23 protein-coding genes are annotated in these 14548 nt (G+C 65.0%); 17 read left to right on the top strand and 6 right to left on the bottom strand.

Going from position 1 to position 14548, the window contains the following annotated elements:
* Positions 1-47: 47 nt before the first annotated feature.
* The 16 genes from RQG82_RS16175 to RQG82_RS16250 all read left to right on the top strand — a co-directional run bounded on the left by RQG82_RS16175 (position 48) and on the right by RQG82_RS16250 (position 9246).
* Positions 48-626, top strand: coding sequence for a hypothetical protein (locus tag RQG82_RS16175; RefSeq protein ID WP_311245408.1), 579 nt, complete (start codon positions 48-50; stop codon positions 624-626).
* A gap of 28 nt (positions 627-654) precedes the next feature.
* A complete protein-coding gene (locus tag RQG82_RS16180) occupies positions 655-996 on the top strand; it encodes a hypothetical protein (protein ID WP_311245407.1) in 342 nt (113 codons plus the stop codon).
* 700 nt (positions 997-1696) lie between these two features.
* Positions 1697-2218, top strand: a complete 522-nt coding sequence (locus RQG82_RS16185; RefSeq protein WP_311245406.1) for a hypothetical protein — start codon at positions 1697-1699, stop codon at positions 2216-2218.
* A gap of 368 nt (positions 2219-2586) precedes the next feature.
* The gene (locus RQG82_RS16190) at positions 2587-2823 is read left to right on the top strand and encodes a hypothetical protein (RefSeq protein ID WP_311245405.1); all 237 of its coding nucleotides are present in this window, start codon (positions 2587-2589) and stop codon (positions 2821-2823) included.
* Between the two features lie 65 nt (positions 2824-2888).
* Positions 2889-3407 (top strand): hypothetical protein, encoded by a 519-nt coding sequence (locus RQG82_RS16195; protein ID WP_311245404.1) that lies wholly within the window; start codon positions 2889-2891, stop codon positions 3405-3407.
* A 96-nt stretch (positions 3408-3503) separates the two neighbouring features.
* Entirely contained in the window at positions 3504-3983 is a 480-nt protein-coding gene (locus RQG82_RS16200; protein ID WP_311245403.1) for a hypothetical protein, read from the top strand.
* Positions 3984-4099: 116 nt separating this feature from the next.
* Positions 4100-4453, top strand: a complete 354-nt coding sequence (locus RQG82_RS16205; RefSeq protein WP_311245402.1) for a hypothetical protein — start codon at positions 4100-4102, stop codon at positions 4451-4453.
* On the top strand, positions 4450-4815 hold the full coding sequence (locus RQG82_RS16210; RefSeq protein WP_311245401.1) for a hypothetical protein: 366 nt from the start codon (positions 4450-4452) through the stop codon (positions 4813-4815). The genes RQG82_RS16205 and RQG82_RS16210 overlap by 4 nt, the downstream gene beginning before the upstream one ends.
* Before the next feature lie 94 nt (positions 4816-4909).
* Positions 4910-5308, top strand: coding sequence for a hypothetical protein (locus RQG82_RS16215; protein ID WP_311245400.1), 399 nt, complete (start codon positions 4910-4912; stop codon positions 5306-5308).
* On the top strand, positions 5305-5640 hold the full coding sequence (locus RQG82_RS16220; RefSeq protein ID WP_311245399.1) for a hypothetical protein: 336 nt from the start codon (positions 5305-5307) through the stop codon (positions 5638-5640). Before RQG82_RS16215 ends, RQG82_RS16220 begins: the two co-directional genes overlap by 4 nt.
* 159 nt (positions 5641-5799) lie before the next feature.
* The gene (locus RQG82_RS16225) at positions 5800-6234 is read left to right on the top strand and encodes a hypothetical protein (protein WP_311245398.1); all 435 of its coding nucleotides are present in this window, start codon (positions 5800-5802) and stop codon (positions 6232-6234) included.
* 31 nt (positions 6235-6265) lie between these two features.
* Positions 6266-6958, top strand: a complete 693-nt coding sequence (locus RQG82_RS16230) for a hypothetical protein (protein ID WP_311245397.1) — start codon at positions 6266-6268, stop codon at positions 6956-6958.
* Between the two features lie 9 nt (positions 6959-6967).
* Positions 6968-7480: a hypothetical protein gene (locus RQG82_RS16235; protein WP_311245396.1), complete on the top strand. Its 513-nt coding sequence runs from the start codon at positions 6968-6970 to the stop codon at positions 7478-7480.
* A 24-nt stretch (positions 7481-7504) separates the two neighbouring features.
* Positions 7505-7933 (top strand): hypothetical protein, encoded by a 429-nt coding sequence (locus RQG82_RS16240; RefSeq protein WP_311245395.1) that lies wholly within the window; start codon positions 7505-7507, stop codon positions 7931-7933.
* A 343-nt stretch (positions 7934-8276) separates the two neighbouring features.
* Positions 8277-8879 carry a hypothetical protein gene (locus RQG82_RS16245; protein ID WP_311245394.1) on the top strand — a complete coding sequence of 201 codons (603 nt, stop codon included), beginning with the start codon at positions 8277-8279 and terminating at the stop codon, positions 8877-8879.
* Between the two features lie 16 nt (positions 8880-8895).
* Complete coding sequence (locus RQG82_RS16250) at positions 8896-9246, top strand: hypothetical protein (RefSeq protein ID WP_311245393.1); 351 nt, start codon at positions 8896-8898, stop codon at positions 9244-9246.
* 253 nt (positions 9247-9499) lie between these two features.
* Here RQG82_RS16250 and RQG82_RS16255 read toward each other — a convergent pair whose 3' ends face one another.
* On the bottom strand, positions 9500-9940 hold the full coding sequence (locus RQG82_RS16255) for a hypothetical protein (protein WP_311245392.1): 441 nt from the start codon (positions 9938-9940) through the stop codon (positions 9500-9502).
* 158 nt (positions 9941-10098) lie between these two features.
* Between RQG82_RS16255 and RQG82_RS16260 the strand changes: the two genes are divergently transcribed.
* A complete protein-coding gene (locus RQG82_RS16260) occupies positions 10099-10455 on the top strand; it encodes an Lsr2 family protein (RefSeq protein WP_311259982.1) in 357 nt (118 codons plus the stop codon).
* Between the two features lie 62 nt (positions 10456-10517).
* Here RQG82_RS16260 and RQG82_RS16265 read toward each other — a convergent pair whose 3' ends face one another.
* Genes RQG82_RS16265 through RQG82_RS16285 form a run of 5 tightly spaced genes read right to left on the bottom strand, consistent with a single transcriptional unit; the run spans position 10518 to position 14539 of the window.
* Positions 10518-10991, bottom strand: a complete 474-nt coding sequence (locus tag RQG82_RS16265; protein WP_311259983.1) for a hypothetical protein — start codon at positions 10989-10991, stop codon at positions 10518-10520.
* Positions 10992-11035: 44 nt separating this feature from the next.
* The gene (locus tag RQG82_RS16270; protein WP_311245389.1) at positions 11036-11884 is read right to left on the bottom strand and encodes a class F sortase; all 849 of its coding nucleotides are present in this window, start codon (positions 11882-11884) and stop codon (positions 11036-11038) included.
* A 46-nt stretch (positions 11885-11930) separates the two neighbouring features.
* Complete coding sequence (locus tag RQG82_RS16275; RefSeq protein ID WP_311245388.1) at positions 11931-12407, bottom strand: hypothetical protein; 477 nt, start codon at positions 12405-12407, stop codon at positions 11931-11933.
* Entirely contained in the window at positions 12404-13231 is an 828-nt protein-coding gene (locus RQG82_RS16280) for a hypothetical protein (protein ID WP_311245387.1), read from the bottom strand. Before RQG82_RS16280 ends, RQG82_RS16275 begins: the two co-directional genes overlap by 4 nt.
* A gap of 48 nt (positions 13232-13279) precedes the next feature.
* Positions 13280-14539 carry a ParM/StbA family protein gene (locus tag RQG82_RS16285; protein WP_311245386.1) on the bottom strand — a complete coding sequence of 420 codons (1260 nt, stop codon included), beginning with the start codon at positions 14537-14539 and terminating at the stop codon, positions 13280-13282.
* Positions 14540-14548: the final 9 nt, after the last annotated feature.

Here is a 14548-nt window from a genome sequence, read left to right on the forward strand (position 1 = left end):
GCACGCACCCCGCGCCGCTTCTCAGAACCATCCAGAAGGAGAGCACCATGCTCATCACCATCGCCAAGAACGTCACGGTGTCGTTCAACCGTCGCTCGTACACGGGTGACCTCCAGTTCGACTCCGAAGCCCACCTGCTGAACATGCTCTATCCCACCGGCGACGAGGACGTCCTCACGCACTCCGCCGATCGCTACGGCCTCGAGACCGCCGCCGACACCGTCTGGATTCAGGACTGGAGTCACCACCAGGGCGTCGCAGGCTCGCTGGTGCGCGCCGGCGTTACGGACGTCGTCCGCTCAGTCCAGATCGCCCTCAACCAGCACCTCATCGAACTGCGGGTGCGGGCGGCCGCCGTTCCCCTGGGATCCACGCTCGATCGGGTCACGACGTCATCGGGATCGGTCTACGAGTTCTCCTGGGATGCCCCCGGATGGCCGGAGAGAGGACCCCGTTCCGGCCACGCCCGCAAGGCCGGAGGCGAATGGCGGCACATCCGCATGGTCAGCGTCGGCTTCGAGTACGGCACGCGCATGTACTTCCACTACGACGACGACTCGAGCGTCACCACCACCCGCATCGTCTCGGCCGAGACGATCACCGTCGACGCGGCACGAGCCGCATGACCCATCAGCCACGAGGAGCACACCACCCATGACCACCACCACGACGACGTCGCGAGTACTCGACCCGCACCTGGAGATCGAACTCGCAGACGGCACGATCCACGTCGGACGGCTGGAATACTTCCCCGACGGGAAGAGCCTGACGCTGTTCGACGACGAGGTCACCGATCCGGTGCTGCTCACCGTCCCGGTCACAGAAGCCCCCATCGAGACCGCAGCGCTCCCTGACGACCATGTGTTGCTGCGCAACTGGACCGAACACCGAGGCGTCCCCGAGCAGCTCGCGAGCAACGGTCTCATCGGTCTCACCGATGAGCAGGTCGCTGTCGGGATGTTCCGCCTGCAGGGCCTCGTCGCCAAGGTCCTGTAGTCGGGTCTCCGGCGCCGCGACGCCGGAAGCACGCACACGAAGAGCAGGTCTCACCAGAGGTTGAGACCGGGAACCGCGTGAGAGCGAAGCCCTCCGCGAGTGAAGGGGGTATCTGCCCACCTGCTGTCACCCAGGCCAGACCTGGGCTGGCGAGATCCGACCGGCAGACCGACCTTCCGCACAAACAGCACGAGCGGGCCAGGACAACAAGTCGTGGCCCGCTCTGCGCTGCAGCAACACCACCAATCCGTGCGCACAGCGCCCGTTCCGCGATCAGCACAAGCGAGTCCCGCGGAGCGACCAGACCGACATAGGCCCCATCACGATAAGGCGGGCGGCTCGCCCTGCAGGACGCTAGTCGGTCACTTCAAGACCACCGCAGCAGTAGCTGCGAGAAACCTCAGATCCCAAGACGAGCAGAGCTGTCTACGGGGGAAGAGATGACGGAGAGTCAGGGCCGGCGACCAAGCCGCCTCATGTGCGCGAGGACGCTTTCGCACGGTGTGAAGCAGTCGCTGACCGCTCCCGACCACAACTGAACAGACTTCCGCAACCTCGGTTGCGATCACGCAGGAACCCCAGGACGGCACAGCCGTCTACGGGGGAACAGGTGACGGAGGAACAGGTCCTCTGCACCAGGAAATCAGACACCGATCACGGCACGGAGCCGTGGTCACATCCCTCGATCAAGGAGATCATCATGGCGAACCCCACCAACAACGGAAGCATCACCGGCCGCGTCGCACAGGACATCCAGTCCTTCACGAACCGTGATGGCAGCAAGAGCCTGCTCATCACCATCGCCGCACGCGACAACTTCCTCTCGGGCACCGGCGAGGACCGCAAGGCCGCGTCGCAGTTCATCGACCTGCGCGCCTTCGTGCCGAGCAACGTCGAGGGCAACGGCTCCTGGGATCGCGTCGGCAACGGCGACCTGATCTCCGTGAACTACAGCCTCTCGCGTCGTCCGTACACGGACAAGGATGGCGAGACCGTGTTCCCGCCCGTCACGGTCGAGGTCGACGGCTACCCCGTCTTCCTCGAGTCGAGCAAGGTCACCCAGGAGCGCGCCGCGCGCAAGGCTGTCGCCGCCGAGGCGCCGGCTCCGGAGTCGACCCTCAGCGAGACCGACGCTCAGGAGCTCGCGCGTCTGCGCGCGCAGCAGGAGCAGCTCGCCGCCGAGGCCACCACGCCCTTCGCAGGTGTGCCGGCCGCAGCCTGAGCGACCTCACAGGCCGACCGTGATGGTGTCCCCCGGCCGGGATGCCATCACGGTCAACCAACCGGATCCCCTCCGCGAGCAACCCCGAGACCCTGCAATCCACTGACTCGACCGACATAGGGCCGACGCGAAGCACCAGGAACTCGCTCAGATGAGCAACGCCGCACTACAGGCTGATCCAACTTCCCCACAGGAAGCGCACAACCCACAACTTCACACCGAGAACCCCACCCCATCAGCGGGTGGGGTTCTTCTTTTCTCCCGGCAGGTAGGAGACCCCTGGTGAAAGAGCAACACGGCAGAGCCGTGTCGGAAGAACACATGACAGAGAAGAGATCCCTGTCCACGTTCCGAGGCAGGAGTTCGCCATGCACATGACCACCTACCAGAGCTGGCAGACGCTGCTCGTCTTCCTCGTCATCGCGATCGCGATCGTCGCGCTCGTCATCCAGCTGGAGCGGCGACGCCGCTGGCGAGCCGAGCAGGTCGCCGCCGGCGAAACCGCTGACACCACCGGCGATGGACAGAAGCCCGTACGCCACCTCCACCTCGTTCCCAAGCCCGCTCCCCAGCCGATCTACGACTGGGAGAAGCAGGGGATCTGACGCCCTTACCAAGCGCCCCTGCCACCACCGACGACATCGCAAAGCCATCACCCGGAGAAGAAGACATGACCATCACGCTCGACCGCACTGAATCCCGTACCGCGTACGTCCGCCCGCTGCTCCCCCGCACCGGACAGTACGTCGTGTCGACGCTGACCCTCGGCGCCTACGTCGCCAACCAGATCGTTCGCGAACAGATGGACCACTCCGTCATGCAGACGGTCGAGTGGACCCTCGCCATGCACAACGTGGTGCCTGTGGCAGGCGGCTCGCTCCCGCGACCGCTCGCCGATATCGCCGGTGAGATCGACGACCTGATCGAAGACCGCGTCGGAGACGAGGACATCGAGCTCCACGACGCCCAGGACATCGTGACGAAGGCCCTCACCTCCGTCTACGGGCGCCAGGCGAAGATCAGCGGCTGGATGCCCGGACATCGCGTCGCCGAAGGTCGCACGGTGCTCGAGCTCAGTGGTGACACGTGCCCGAGCTGCGTCCAGAACCCGACGGGCTTCCGCGTCGGGGACTACACCAACACCGCTCGCTGCCTGAACAGCGAGGACTGCGGATGGACCAACGCCTAAGGCGGGTCCGCTGCAGCTGAGGGGTCGCGCAGAGCGCATCGTCGCGCGACCCCTCACAGACCACCACCGACATCACACCGCGACCAAGGAGAAGCCGTGACGGCATCCACCAGCATCCACATCGAGATCACCCACCCCACCCACGTGCCGGTTCGCCGCCACGTCACGATCCCGAGGTCTGACCAGCTCACGCAGGACTGGTTCGACAGCCAGACCGACCAGTCCGCATCGGTGCGACTGCTCATCCGCGACGAGATCCTCGAGCACGGCATGGGCGACCGCGTCACGCGAGAGAAGTTCGGATCCACCTCCGCTCAGCTCGCGGCTCGCTCAGGCGGCTCCGCCTTCACCGCACCTACCCCCGCCACGCCAACTTCGGCCGCATCCTCGACTGCACCCACTCCGTGGAGTGTCCCGCTGCTCGATCCGCGGGACGAGGAGATCGCCCGGCTGAAGGAACAGCTCGAGCAGAAAGGCGCAGAGCTCACGAGCCTCCGCAACCTCGTCGGCCCGTACATCGAGTTCGCATCGGAGCTCGAGCGCATCGGACTCACCAAGGACGGGCTCCTCATCTGAGCGCCTACCACCGCCGGCGGCCCACACTTCGGGCCGCCGGCAGTCCCCGCCATCAAGCACCCGTGCGGATCGATCCGCGCTACGTCTGACCCGCTGGGTCGAGAAGGAGACCCACCGTGTCCACCGCCGTCCTCGAATCCCCTGTTCGTCAGCTCGTCGTCGGCGACAAGGTGACGATCCTCCGCAACCTCGACAACCCCGCATGGTGCCAGCCGATATACGGCACACCCCGCGACGTTAACACCCAGTGGGTGCGTCAGGAAGGCTGGGCGGCCGAGATCGGCGTCGGCGAGGTCACCGACGTTCGCGATCGCACCCAGTACACCGTCGTCGACGGCGAGCTGGCCAAGATCGTCCGTCGTGAGATCCGCATCTCCCACCAGACCTGGTACGACGCCGAGACCCTCCAGCAGGTCGGACCTCGAGCGACGTACATCACCCCCATCAGCTTCGACCAGGAGACCCTGTGAGCTCGCAGACCACCACGACCAACATCAGCATTCGAGTGACCCAACGCACGAGCGAGGAGTCCGTGCGGAGGCGGGTGTCTATACCGCCCTCGGACTCCGTTGTTCTGGACTGGTGGGACACCCAGGTAGATCCCGGGCTGTCAGTGCGCCTTCTCATCCACGAGGAGGTTCAGGCTCACGGGCTGGTGGACCGTATGAACCGGATCGGAGCTTCTGCCGCTCCGCAGACAGCGCCCGCCGCGACGGCGGCTGCGGGCACCACCATCCCTGATCACGTCGCCGCCGCGATTGCGCAGATCCGTAGCCTCAACGACCACTGGGGTCCGCTGTTCGACGATCTCGTTCGCGAAGCGCGCGCCTGAGTTCCCGAGCGAACCGGCGAGCCGATGGGGCCAACTCTCCTGTCGGATCGCCGGTTTCGGCTACCGCCACGACCACAAGCACGGAGGTGCCATCATGCGTTACTCCCTGACCGACCTCTACAACGCCGACCTTCGGGTGAAGGACGCAACCGCGCGCCGGCTGGCCGCCGGCGGACTCATCCCGCACCCACTGATCAACGTCCAGTACGCCGACGCGATCAGCACCTGCACCCACGCGAAGCGGCACCGCCCTGGACAGTTCTGCCCGGGACGGGTGAGGTTGCCCGACGGCACGTTCGCGCCCCGGCGGCAGGAGATCACTGCGGACGATCCGCTCCCCTCTGGCGCAGACATCGAGCGCCGCGTCATGGACCGCGTCTACCGCCGCAGCAGCACTCCCACAGGCAGGTACGCGCAGAACCTCGGGGCTGTCCGCGTGCGCACCGTCCTTCAGAACCTTCGAACCCAGACCACAGAGGAGGTTGCTCGATGAGCGACACCAGCTACGCCCCCGTGACCGTCATCGGGGCCTCCGAGCCCTTCGTCACCCCCGTCGAGCTGTCTGCGGAGGCCGTGAACGCTGCGCGCCACACGCCCGAGGCGATTCAGGCATCGATCGATGAAGTCGACGCGATCCTCGTCGAGTCCCTGCACGCCGCCTGGCTCAGCGCACATGTGGCTCGCATGGAGTCCGGGAATCGCGCCATGCGCTCGATCCCGGCCTACCAGCGCGCGAACGCGGCCAAGCACCAGCTCGAGGCCGTCTGGATCACGCTCGGCCTCCCCGGGAAGATCCACGACGTACCGCAGCGCATCGCCAGCTGACACGTCGTGCACGAGCAGCGGGGTCCCGGGTGACGACACCTCGGGGCCCCGCTCGCCAACGATCGCCACTCGGCTGCGGATGCGGGACGATGGACACCACTCTCCCGCTTGCAACGGGATTCGGATATCCTGGTAAATGAGAAGAAACGAAGGTGCGCCATGCCTGCCGAGAAGATCTACTACGAGGACCAGACCAACTGGGACACCTCTGACTTCCGCGCGCTGTGGCGGTACTTCGATCACCTCTTCGGTTTCGTTGGCCCGACGGCACCGCTGCGTGAAGCTCTTGCTCAGTTCGACTCACTCTCCGAGCTGGATCAGCGACGCGTGACTCGCGCGGCCGCGCACCAGGATCGTCGCACCGGCAAGAAGGACGACGAGCTCTCTGCCCTCGACCTCGCGCGCATGAGCCCCGAGACCCGCTACCTGATGAAGCACATGCTCATCCACAAGCAGCTCTTCGACACCGCCCTCGAGCGGTTCCCCAACCTGCGCGGCCTCGCCGACGTCGGAGACCTCGGTCGCACCCTCGTCCTCGAGGAGAAGCCCAGTGGCTCCTTCCCGTACTACGCCTCCGTGGGCATCCAGCTCTGACCCACGCCCCCCTCAGAGAGAGCAGCGCACCATGAGCGATTCAGGCAACCGGAAGACGGCCGCCGAGCTGGACGACGCGCTGCGCCTACTCGATCACGAGCTCAACGGACTTCACCTCGAGCAGCCCATGCAGATCAGAGCGATCGGTGGCTACGCGCTCCTCAAGCACGGCGTGCGCAAGGGTGACATGGCCTACACCGTCGACATCGACACGGTCACCAAGGACTACAGTGCCGAGGTCATCGCGGCCATCGAAACAGTGGCCGAGCGACTGGGTCTCGACTCCGACTTCATCAACAACTACAACCTGATGGACGAGCCGGAGCACGTCGAGCAGATGCTCGACGCCGAGTGGCTCCCCCAGCCGATGGGTCTGCGCAACATCGCCGTGTCTATCGCCTCGATCGAGACGCTCACCCGAGCGAAGATCATCGCGGCCGACACCGCCTCCCTGTCGGGACGGGACCGCGACACCATCGACCTCCAGGCGCTGCTCGATCACCAGGGCATCACGACGATGCGACAGTTCAATGCGTCGTACCCCGACCCGTATGGCGAGTACCCCGAAGCGCAGGAGATCGTTGCTGCGCACTTCCCAGGAGGAGCGCGCTCCGTGCCCTCGCTTGCTGGCATGTTCCCCGAGCTCCAAGATGTCGAACTCGACCCGTATGGTCTTGGTGAAGACGTAGACGACTACGTAGACGACACCAGCTTCTACAGATAGGACTGAGCCATGGATCTGCAATCCATCCTGATGGTCGTGGTTCTGGCGATCGCCACGGTGACCGTTCTCACCTGGATCATCAACGTCTGGCGCCGTCGCAACAGGCGCATCGGAGACTCGCTCACTCCGGAAGAGATCGACCGGGTAATCGAACTTCGCGATCGTCGTTACCAGTCGATGCAGGACGACAAGGATCGCCTCGTGATTCGCGCCGTCGCGATCGTCCTTGTGATGGCCGGCGCTCTCGGTATCGCGTGGGTCAGCTCGCAGATCCCCGCACTCCTTGGAGGCGCCCCTCGATCGACCGATGTTGCCCAGGCCGCCATCTGGTGGGTCGGTGCCACCATCCTCGCCGGGTGCGTCATCGCCTTCCTCGTCCTCCTCCTTCGACCGCTCTACCTGCTAATACTGATCACGGGTGCTGACCAGAAGGTCACCGAAGAGATGCGCACTGCTGCATCCAAGCGGCGTCTCGCACAGGCACCTCGGTCTCGCGGTCGACGACTGCGTCGAGCACGCTGAGCCCCTCCCCTCCGAAAGAACTCCATGAACGACAGCTCATCCACCGCACTCACCGCGACGGTGCTGTTCGCTGCCATCCCCCTCACGATCGTCATCGTCTCGATGATCCAGGTCGCGATCATCCACCGCCGAACCGCTGTGCGCACGACGCCGCTCGAGCGCCCCGCCCTCGTCGCGATCGCGCAGGGGCGTGCCCGGTACGAGGCGCTCTACGCGGGATACCTCGGAGCGACGCGTCTGAAGTACGGAATCCTCATCGTCGCCATACTGCTCATCGCAGTCGGTCTTGCGCTCACATCTCTCGACGAGGAGGTCGGCGTCGCCGTCATCAGCGTGAGCTTCCCCCTGCTCGCCGTGCTCGGCCTCTACCCGGTGTGGCTGAAGCTCCGCCTCGAGTCCTACGCCGGACGCCTCACACCTGCTGAGCGCGAGATCTCTCGCCATTCGCTCTGAAAGCACCGAGCGCATAGAACCGCTTGCGCGGTTCGGGTGTCCGTGGCAGAGCCACGCACGGGGTGATCCGTGACGCAGTAGTTCAACCGTTCGGTCCCAGGTGCGGGTGGTGCAGCCCCCTGGAGAGACCCACGGCCCGCCGATCGTTTCCTGTCAACGACGATCCGCTGAGAAGAACCCCGGCCCCTAACCGGCGATGGAGTGCAAGGCTCCCACGCGTCCCTCTTCCCGTCGGCCTCTGATTCCTACACTCGTTGGCCGGCGGGAAGCACCACCACTCAGACCCCGCAGTCCTCACCGACTGCGGGGTTTCTTCGTACCACGATCACAGCTGAGGAGCACCATGAACATGTCCGAGATCACCATTCCGATCGTCCTCGAAACCGAGCTCGAGGAGCTGCTCAAGCTCGCCGAGGCCGCCCGTGACGAGCAGGGCAACGAGGACTCGATGGCTGCCCGACGCCGCTTCGACCGGAAGATCACCCCGGCGATCGTCATCGACCTGATCGCACAGTTGAAGCGCGCGGAAGAGGAGCGCCGTGAGAGCCGGTCGGTCGAGGCCGACTACGCCAGCATCCTCGCGCGCGGCAGCGAGCTGCTCACCGGCGTGGCGAACGCCCTGAAGGGGGAACCGCTCTCAGGTCGCACCTGGTCTCACCACGACCTTCCCGAGCTCGTCACGGCTCTCGTAGAGGCGTCACGTCAACGCTCCGTCGCCCTGCCCGAACTGTTCAGCCCGCACACATCGAAGCTGTCTCCGGCGTCCATGCTGCGAGAGATCCTCGCCGAGGATGGCCCTCTCACGCACCGGAAGGCTCTGATCCTGCTTCGCAGGCGCCTGAACCAGCTCGACGCGGTCGAAGAGATCCCGACTGAGATCCAGGGTGATCTTGAGTTCCTGCTCGCTCAGGCGATCGACCTCCCCCTCCCCGCCATCGGCCGCTGAAAGGAAGGAGCGCACCATGACGCGACTGAGCGCACACGAGATCGACGAGGAGCTCAGCAATCACGACCCCGAGGACATGTTCATCAATGGGTCCGTCGATCTACTCAGTGGACAGCTCGAGCACATCTACGAGTCTGAGCGCTGCGTCTTCTGCGACACCAACGTCTACGACGTCGGGCTGCCCGGAGTTCCGGCGCACTGCTCTCGCGAGCCGATCACCTACTCGACCGACACCGGAGGGGCGCACCCTGGAATGTCGACATGCGCCGCCTGCAACGGCGCCGGACATCGCGCCGATCAGATGTGCACGCACTGCTCGGGTCGTGGCGAGGTCCCAATCCGTGAGACCTGGGACGAAGACTGGTGACCCGCTTTCTCCCCCTGCCAGCTCCGCTGGTGCGCGGTGTCGATCGCCTCGCACAATCCGCGACCTGCCTCCTGCTCGGCCACGACTGGACCCTCTGGTCCAGCTCGACGGAGCTGCTCACGGTGTGCGATCGCTGCGAGGCGGAACGATCCACACCAGTCCCCTTCGAGGTCTGAGCGGCAACGTCCAGACCCGGACCCACATCGACGAACCCCCGCAGCCTTGCCGGCTGCGGGGGTTCTTTCGTTCGGTCTCAGCCGAGTCCCGGGCTGTCCCGCTTGACGCTGTCCCATTCGGAGGGCAGGTAGCGTGCGCCGCCTTCGGCGTGGATCTGCGCGCTACCGTCACGGCCCCGCTCCGGCCACATCCGCACTCCCCCGACCTCGAGGCTAGGGATCTGCCGCTTGATGCACTCGATGCTGCCGCGTACGAGAACGTGCGCTGCCTCTTCCGGAGCGCGTGCCGCGCCGACCACCGAATCCTCGTGCGCGACCAACATGGCCTCCCAGATCTGACCGACGCCCTCTGGGTCCAGCGTGTAGTGGATCAGCCCCTGCGGCGCCGCCTCCACCTGTATGACGATGGAACCGTCCACCATGTCTTCAGCCCCCTGAAAGCCAGCCATCTTCGATTCCCCTGCGTCGAGCGACCCCACGCCGCTTTCGGTCAGGATACTGGGCTGGCGATCGAACATGATGACGATTGCATCACGTACAGATCTGTGGGTGCCCGAGGACGAACGTGTATCCTGCTCCGACTCTTCACTCCGATACGGCTCGTCCGCCGGACAGAATGCATCTCGAATACCCCATCGAGTTGTCGCCTATCTGCACGCGCTGTATTGTCCGAGGCATGGCTAGACGAATTGTGCACCAGCTGGTTGACGACATCGACGGAACCGAGCTCGACGAAGGCGAAGGTGAGACCGTACATTTCTCGCTGAATGGCACGGCCTACGAGATCGACCTCACGTCAGAGCACGCCGATGAACTGCGTTCCGCACTGGCGCCGTATATCGAATCGGGCCGAAAGGTCACCTCGTCAGCAGCGCGGTCAACGAGTTCCCGCGGCACGTCCGTCCGCAAGCGCCCCGCCCGAAACCCTGAGGTGGCCGCTATTCGCGCATGGGCGAGAGACAACGGTCACGAACTCTCGGAGCGGGGCCGCATTCCGCAGCCGATCGTCGACGCTTACAACGACGCCCACTGATCGTACGAAAGGGGCGCTTCCCGAGGGAGGCGCCCCTTTTGCGTGGGTGAAAATTCCGACGGTCAGCTGCTCAGCACAGCGGAAGGGCTCTTCGGGTGGAGTTCGTTGGGCGTCGAAACGAACGGCTCGATGAGCCTGCGTACATCTTCATCGGCATGACTCAGCCGGCGCGACGTTGTCCAGCCGATGTGCTTCGCTCCTCGACGTCCCTCTTCGCCGTAGAAGTGGAGGACCCTATTGCTGCTTCGCACCCCCAACTCGGCGACGGAGATGGAGCGCACCTGGTCCATATCGACCGACTGGGTCACCCGGCGTCCGGTGATCGTGTTCCAGGAGAGATCCAGCACTGAACCGTTGATCCTGATGGTGGAGCGAGCGCGTTTCGCTTCGTTCGCGAACTCGACAAGGGCTGTGACGATTGTCGCGAGCACGAGGATTACGATTGCCGATCCAGCGCCAATCAGTGCGCCGAAGACGCCTCCCTGCAGGCCTCCGATCTGCACACCGATGTGGAATCCGACCAGCGAAAGGATCATGCCTCCGACCAGCATTAGTGGCGCCGCGAGTTGTCCAAGGGGCATCAGCTTTCCTCCGTGCTTTCTGTGACATCCGACTGTGTGTCGTCGGCGGGTTCGGGATCCGCGTCAACCGGTGTGGCGATAGCGAAGATGTTCTTCAGGAAGTGGCGGTCCTTCGTCATCGGGCCGCCGCACGTGGTCACGACGAGCTGTCGCTCCCCTTCGTTCGACCAGTACTCCTGCGGGAAGTCGGTGTGCTGCTCGACACGCATCTTCGTCAGCTGCCACTCCTGCACCTGACCCTCGGCATCCTTCGTGTAGATCAGCTCCCCACCCGTGAGCGTGTACAGGTATCGAAGCGAGCCCCATCCGCTGCCGGTGCTGACGTGAGCTGCCACGAGAGTCGTACCCGCGTCTCCGCCCACGAGCGGCGCACCGCCCGCGTAGTGCGCGGCACGTCGCGGGTTGCTCGGCACCTTGAGGGTGTCGAAGTCGGAGTATCTGCTCGAGACGAACGTCGAATCGGCCTGGACGGGCATGTACACGCCGAGAGCCGGGATGAACATCGTGTTCGGCTCCATATCCGCGACCGTCATCTGCGACCCGTCATCCATGGGGACAGGTGAGTCGCCGGCCGCACCGACCGGATCCTGCAGCGGCACCTCGAACTCGCTCTCCGGAATCGGAGCGCTGGAGTCGGCCGGTGTGAACGCCTGCCAGACGAGGATGCCCGCTCCGATGAGGAGCACCACGACGAGCATGCTGAGGGCGATGTTGACGATCCGACCCTTCTTCGTCGAACCCTTCGTAGAAGTGGACTTCCCCGGCCTCACGGGTTCGGTGGTGGATGCGGGCGGTGGTGTGAAGGAGTTCGTACCGGATCCCGGTGCCCAGGGCTGTGACGTGCTCATGATGCTGCCTTCGATTCGGTGCTGCGGTAAGTGTGTGTGAGGTGAGTCAGGCGAGCCGCAGCTCGCGCCATGCCCGATCCATCAGAGAGGTTGTGTCGGCGGCCGCGGTGGTCGTGATGAGACCCTCCCGCCGGAGATGCGCGACAGCCTGGCCGCCGGCGAGTGTGAGAGAGATGCCGACGATGGTGACGAAGTAGAAGTCGTCCTGGAGTGCGGAGCAGACTTCGCGGCCGTCGTAGTCGTGGAAGATGCGCACGAGCTCGCGAGAATGTTGTTCGGTCTCGTGCTTGAAGAACGGCTGCAGCGCAAGGTCGACCGTCTCGATCCGTGTCAGAGTGGCGCCCTCGTGCTTCTCGGCGAACTCGGCGACACGAACGAGGTCCTGGCTCCCCAGGTGCAGTCTCTGTGACGGTTTCACCTCTCCGAATGCCGTGGGCAGGATGCGCAGTTCCGATCCTTGCTCGGTCACGTGGATCATCAGCTGCCCCTCGACAGCAGTCCCGGATGCGATCACGGTGCTCACGCGGCCTCCTGCGATTCGACGCTGTCTTCAGGGCGATCAGGGCGGGCGAGGTGCTGCAGACGGGTCAGTGACCAGTTGGCGCCGTCTGCGAACCACTGGCGTACGCGGGTCTTCTTCGCCACATCGGGTTCGAACGGCTCCGTCACGATCTGCGCGACCAGGCGATCGATCTCGGCCGCGACCCGGACCTTCATGCCGCGCTCAGTCACCATCAGCGGGAGCATTTCGATCACGCGGTCCAGGAGAGCGGCCTCGGACGTCGGGAGTCCCTCGAGCTGACGGAACTCGCGGAGTGGGTCGATGAGCGCCAGCACTTCCGTGTCCAGGTCATCGACGAGACGCAGAGCTGCGCGGTCGACGAATCTCAGTGGCGATCCGTCGTCGAAGCGGACCAGAAGCTCTTCGCCGCCGCGGTCGGCCACCACTCGTCCGTACCAGCCGCGCTGATGACGGACGCGGTCGCCGGTCTTGAGTCGAGGCAGAGGGGTGGATGCGACCGCAGAATCGTCATCCGCGGGGGTGAGTTCGCGGAGCCAGTACACGCCCCACCGCTCACCGTTCTCGCGCAGGATGACGTCGTGCTGGATGTCGTCAGTGTTGTCGATCGTGAAGATCGAGCTCGCGCCGCCGTCTGGCATCCGAAGAGGCTCGGGCATGGTGAAGTCGCCAGGCCCCTTGGGTGACATGCCGATCAGCGCCTCATCGGTGAACCGAACGCGGGTCCCATCCGGCCATCTCTGGTGTTCGAGCTTGTTCATGTGGATGCCGTCCTGGTGCTCAGCGGGGTGAAGCGTGATGTCGAGACGAGTGGCTGTCGTACCCAAGCGCGGCCGCCGCTGGAATCGAATCTCAGCGGCGGCCGCGCGTGATGGTCAGGCTGCGGTGGCGAGCTTCTTCTTGCCCGTCGCCGACGCCTTGGCGTCCTCGATCATCTGAGCGGCGATGAGCAGACCTTCGCGGTTCAGGTGACGCGAGTAGCGCACGTCCAGGAACAGCACCGGCGTGCCCTCCGGCGCGACTGCCAGGAGCTTCGCCTCCAGCGAGGCGCGGACGGAGCCGCTGCCGCCACCGAAGACGTAGACGACCTCGGTGGAGCGGCCGACCTCGGCGAGCACCTTGCGGAACTCCTCGGCGACCTGCTCGCTGAACAGCTCGGCCTGCTCGGCGACGATCGCGGAGACCTTGGCGTGCTCGGCGCGCTTGAGCGGCCCCGGGGTCGACAGCAAGTAGTCCGCGAGTGCCTTGCGCGAGTTGAAGGGGAGCTTCGCGCGCTTGAGCGGGATGAGGGAGTTGTTCAGGACCGTGCCGTAGCCCTTGTCGAAGGTCCGCGACGCGTCGCCGTTGAACTTCGCACCGGTGTAGACGGGGAAGTTCACCGTGCCCTCGCCGATGTCGATGCCGACGGTGTTGGTGGCGTCGTTGATGTCCTTGCCCGAGATCCCCGCGAGGGCTTCTGCCTGGGCAGGACTCTTCTGGCGGACGTCGGCGAGCATGGCATCGGCCAGCTCCACACCCAGCTGACGGATCGCGAACTGCGCCGAAGCGCCCTCGGCCGCGACCTCGACGTGGCTGAACTCGATGCGGACGCTCACCGGCGTCTCGAAGTTGTTCACGGTGACGAGGTGGGCGGAGCGCTTGAACTCATCGGCGAAGGTCTGGCGGTGCTCGCGGAACTCGTCGATCGGCAGAGCGAGAGCGACACGAGCCTCCACCTCGAGCTGCGACGTGGGAAGAACGCCGTGCTCGGCCACGTAGTCGCGGACGGCCTTGCCAGCGAACAGTCCCAGCACGAGAACCTTGCTCAGCGTCTGCTCGGCCTTGCTGATGCCCGACGACACCAGGAACTCTTCGAAGCGCGAGGTCTGCGCATTCAGCGCACGCGTGCCGAAGATGTGGCGGTGGGTCACGTGCACGAGCGGCGACGTGAACGTCATGTCCAGCTCGTTGAAGAAGTCACCACCGGCGACCTCCACTGCAGCAGTATCCGGCGTTGCCAGATCGACCGCGCTGGTGACGAGTGCGACACCCGAGGGGATATCGAACTTGTCGAGCTTGTTCGTGCCACCACGGAGTGCGGCCTTCGTGTAACCGTTGCCGACGTCGAGTCCGCCGGTGATCTTGATCTTGCTCATGTGGGTGAT

It is taken from the genome of Microbacterium sp. WCS2018Hpa-9, assembly GCF_031843745.1.
Taxonomy (GTDB): Bacteria; Actinomycetota; Actinomycetes; order Actinomycetales; family Microbacteriaceae; genus Microbacterium.

Excerpts from the sequence above, each read along its gene's own strand:
- RQG82_RS16270 (WP_311245389.1), bottom strand. The coding sequence starts at position 11,884 with ATGAGCACGTCACAGCCCTGGGCACCGGGATCCGGTACGAACTCCTTC.
- RQG82_RS16220 (WP_311245399.1), top strand. The coding sequence starts at position 5,305 with ATGAGCGACACCAGCTACGCCCCCGTGACCGTCATCGGGGCCTCCGAG.
- RQG82_RS16180 (WP_311245407.1), top strand. The coding sequence starts at position 655 with ATGACCACCACCACGACGACGTCGCGAGTACTCGACCCGCACCTGGAG.
- RQG82_RS16230 (WP_311245397.1), top strand. The coding sequence starts at position 6,266 with ATGAGCGATTCAGGCAACCGGAAGACGGCCGCCGAGCTGGACGACGCG.
- RQG82_RS16245 (WP_311245394.1), top strand. The coding sequence starts at position 8,277 with ATGAACATGTCCGAGATCACCATTCCGATCGTCCTCGAAACCGAGCTC.
- RQG82_RS16235 (WP_311245396.1), top strand. The coding sequence starts at position 6,968 with ATGGATCTGCAATCCATCCTGATGGTCGTGGTTCTGGCGATCGCCACG.
- RQG82_RS16255 (WP_311245392.1), bottom strand. The coding sequence starts at position 9,940 with ATGTTCGATCGCCAGCCCAGTATCCTGACCGAAAGCGGCGTGGGGTCG.
- RQG82_RS16265 (WP_311259983.1), bottom strand. The coding sequence starts at position 10,991 with ATGATCCTTTCGCTGGTCGGATTCCACATCGGTGTGCAGATCGGAGGC.
- RQG82_RS16185 (WP_311245406.1), top strand. The coding sequence starts at position 1,697 with ATGGCGAACCCCACCAACAACGGAAGCATCACCGGCCGCGTCGCACAG.
- RQG82_RS16215 (WP_311245400.1), top strand. The coding sequence starts at position 4,910 with ATGCGTTACTCCCTGACCGACCTCTACAACGCCGACCTTCGGGTGAAG.
- RQG82_RS16285 (WP_311245386.1), bottom strand. The coding sequence starts at position 14,539 with ATGAGCAAGATCAAGATCACCGGCGGACTCGACGTCGGCAACGGTTAC.
- RQG82_RS16260 (WP_311259982.1), top strand. The coding sequence starts at position 10,099 with ATGGCTAGACGAATTGTGCACCAGCTGGTTGACGACATCGACGGAACC.
- RQG82_RS16195 (WP_311245404.1), top strand. The coding sequence starts at position 2,889 with ATGACCATCACGCTCGACCGCACTGAATCCCGTACCGCGTACGTCCGC.
- RQG82_RS16225 (WP_311245398.1), top strand. The coding sequence starts at position 5,800 with ATGCCTGCCGAGAAGATCTACTACGAGGACCAGACCAACTGGGACACC.
- RQG82_RS16250 (WP_311245393.1), top strand. The coding sequence starts at position 8,896 with ATGACGCGACTGAGCGCACACGAGATCGACGAGGAGCTCAGCAATCAC.
- RQG82_RS16240 (WP_311245395.1), top strand. The coding sequence starts at position 7,505 with ATGAACGACAGCTCATCCACCGCACTCACCGCGACGGTGCTGTTCGCT.
- RQG82_RS16175 (WP_311245408.1), top strand. The coding sequence starts at position 48 with ATGCTCATCACCATCGCCAAGAACGTCACGGTGTCGTTCAACCGTCGC.
- RQG82_RS16190 (WP_311245405.1), top strand. The coding sequence starts at position 2,587 with ATGCACATGACCACCTACCAGAGCTGGCAGACGCTGCTCGTCTTCCTC.